Consider the following 2,522-nt stretch of genomic DNA (forward strand, 5'->3'; position numbering starts at 1 on the left):
GCGTTTTGCTTACTTTTGCGCTGTTCAAAAGTGAGCCGCTGTAAGAGCGGAACCCTAGGCGGCCGTTACCCAAATAACGGATATGCCCCCACCCCCACCCCCACCATCACGCTTCAGCACTATGCACCACCACCAAAAGCTGCGCCTGAACCTCCCCCACCGACCGAATCCGATGCGGCTTCTGCGCATTGAAATGCAACGCATCCCCCCGATTCAACACCACCCGCTCACTCATGAAATCCACCTCAACCTGACCTTCATGCACAAACAAAAACTCCTCCCCCAAATGTTCCTTGAAGGTCTTGTCGGTGAACTCCGCCGGCGGGTAAATGATGAACGGCAACAAACTACGCTCACTGACCTGATGCGCCAGCACCGCGTAACCCGGTGACGCATCGGTGCCCGACAACGCCTGCCGTTCGTGGCTGCGCACCAGGCTGTAGCTGTCGAGGCTGACATTGTCCTCGCTGAACAATTCTTCGACCTTCACATTCAACGCCTTGGCCAGTTTCAGCGCCGCCGCAATCGACGGCGTATTCAACCCGCGCTCGACTTTCGACAGGTAACTCTTGGTCATCCCGGATTTTTCCGCGAGCGACTCCAACGTCACACCAAGTTTTTTTCTCAATATTTTCAAACGGATAGACATGCGCAGCGGTTAATCCATTAAAGAGGCGATGATGAATGCTTGCTAATGACACTTTGTGTCATATAGTCTCTTTAGTGTCATTTGCGACGAACAAGGACACTGATATGGCCAAGACATTAGCACTCCCGAAAGACCAACTGGTCAAGCAGGCGCTGACCCAGATGCAAAACACCCTGGCGGATAATACGTGGACCGACCGGCAAAAGCTGGCGTTGACCTGCCGGATCCTGTTCGAAAACGGCCACGACTCCGGCCTCGCCGGGCAGATCACCGCACGCGGCCCGACGCCTGGCACCTACTACACCCAACAACTGGGCCTGGGTTTTGATGAGATCACCGCCAGCAACCTGTTGCTGGTCAACGAAGACCTGGAGGTGCTGGAAGGCCATGGCATGCCCAACCCGGCCAACCGTTTTCACAGCTGGGTGTACCGCGGTCGCCCGGACGTGAACTGCATCATCCACACTCACCCGACCCACATCGCTGCGTTGTCGATGCTGGAAGTGCCGTTGCAGGTGTCCCACATGGACCTCTGCCCGTTGTACGAAGATTGCGCATTCCTCGAAGCCTGGCCCGGGGTGCCGGTGGGCAACGAAGAAGGTGAAATCATTACCGCTGCCCTGGGGGATAAACGCGCGATTCTGCTTTCCCACCACGGCCAATTGTCCACTGGGGCGAGCATCGAGGAAGCCTGTGTGATCGCACAGTTGATCGAACGCGCGGCCAAGTTGCAGCTGCTGGCGATGGCCGCCGGCACGATCAAGCCGATCCTGCCGGAACTGGGCCGCGAAGCCCATGACTGGATTTCCAAGCCCAAGCGCCACGGCGCCGCGTTCAACTACTACGCTCGGCAGAACCTGCGCCAACACGCCGATTGCCTGAACTGAACCCCCTTTTTCGACCGGAGACTTTTGCATGTCCAGCCCTTCTATTCACGGCATAATCGGCTACACCATCACCCCGTTCAGCGCGGACGGCCAGCGCATTGACCTCGACGCCCTGGGCCTTTCGATCGACCGCCTGATCGACAGCGGCGTGCACGCTGTCGCACCGTTGGGCAGCACCGGCGAAGGCGCCTATCTCAGTGATGCAGAGTGGGATGAAGTCGCCGCCTACAGCATCCAGAAGGTGGGCAAGCGTGTGCCGACCGTCGTCAGCGTCTCCGACCTGACCACCGCCAAGGCCGTGCGTCGTGCGCAGTTTGCCGAGGCCCACGGCGCGGACGTGGTAATGGTATTGCCGGCCTCGTACTGGAAACTCAGCGAGGCGGAAATCCTCGCCCACTATGCGGCCATTGGCGACAGCATCGGCGTGCCGATCATGCTCTACAACAACCCGGCCACCAGTGGCACCGACATGTCGGTGGACTTGATCCTGCGCATCGTCAACAGCGTCGACAACGTGACCATGGTCAAGGAAAGCACCGGGGATATTCAGCGCATGCACCAATTGCACCGGCGCAGCGAGGGCCAGGTGCCGTTCTACAACGGCTGCAATCCGCTGGCGCTGGAGGCGTTTGCGGCGGGTGCGAAAGGTTGGTGCACGGCGGCGCCGAATCTGATTCCTCAGCTCAACCTGGATTTGTATGAAGCCGTTTTGGCCAATGACCTGGAGAAAGCGCGGGAGCTGTTTTATCGCCAGTTGCCGTTGCTGGATTTCATCCTCAAAGGTGGCTTGCCGGCGACGATCAAGGCCGGTCTGCGGCTGACGGGCCTTGAGTCGGGGGATCCACGGCTGCCGGTGTTTCCGCTGGCTGAGGCAGGCCGTGTTCAGTTGCAAGAGCTACTGACCCTGTTGCGCTGAAACGCAATCCAAATGTGGGAGCGGGCTTGCTCGCGAAGGCGGTGGGTCAGTCAATTAATAGGTCGACTGA

General features: G+C 58.9%; 3 protein-coding genes. 2 read left to right on the top strand and 1 reads right to left on the bottom strand.

Annotated features, from left to right (window positions below):
• Positions 1-106 precede the first annotated feature (106 nt).
• Complete coding sequence (locus tag ACW9I6_RS31995) at positions 107-649, bottom strand: helix-turn-helix domain-containing protein (protein WP_087692630.1); 543 nt, start codon at positions 647-649, stop codon at positions 107-109.
• 104 nt (positions 650-753) lie between these two features.
• On the opposite strand from ACW9I6_RS31995, the gene ACW9I6_RS32000 reads away from it, so the two are divergent.
• Positions 754-1,536: an aldolase gene (locus ACW9I6_RS32000; protein ID WP_003209128.1), complete on the top strand. Its 783-nt coding sequence runs from the start codon at positions 754-756 to the stop codon at positions 1,534-1,536.
• Between the two features lie 28 nt (positions 1,537-1,564).
• The gene (locus tag ACW9I6_RS32005) at positions 1,565-2,452 is read left to right on the top strand and encodes a dihydrodipicolinate synthase family protein (RefSeq protein WP_003209130.1); all 888 of its coding nucleotides are present in this window, start codon (positions 1,565-1,567) and stop codon (positions 2,450-2,452) included.
• The last annotated feature ends 70 nt before the right edge of the window (positions 2,453-2,522 follow it).

This window comes from Pseudomonas sp. SDO5522_S412 (assembly GCF_054071215.1).

What these genes read in the sequence shown, in the direction of transcription:
- ACW9I6_RS32005 (WP_003209130.1), top strand. Translation starts at nt 1,565, where the DNA reads ATGTCCAGCCCTTCTATTCACGGCATAATCGGCTACACCATCACCCCG.
- ACW9I6_RS31995 (WP_087692630.1), bottom strand. Translation starts at nt 649, where the DNA reads ATGTCTATCCGTTTGAAAATATTGAGAAAAAAACTTGGTGTGACGTTG.
- ACW9I6_RS32000 (WP_003209128.1), top strand. Translation starts at nt 754, where the DNA reads ATGGCCAAGACATTAGCACTCCCGAAAGACCAACTGGTCAAGCAGGCG.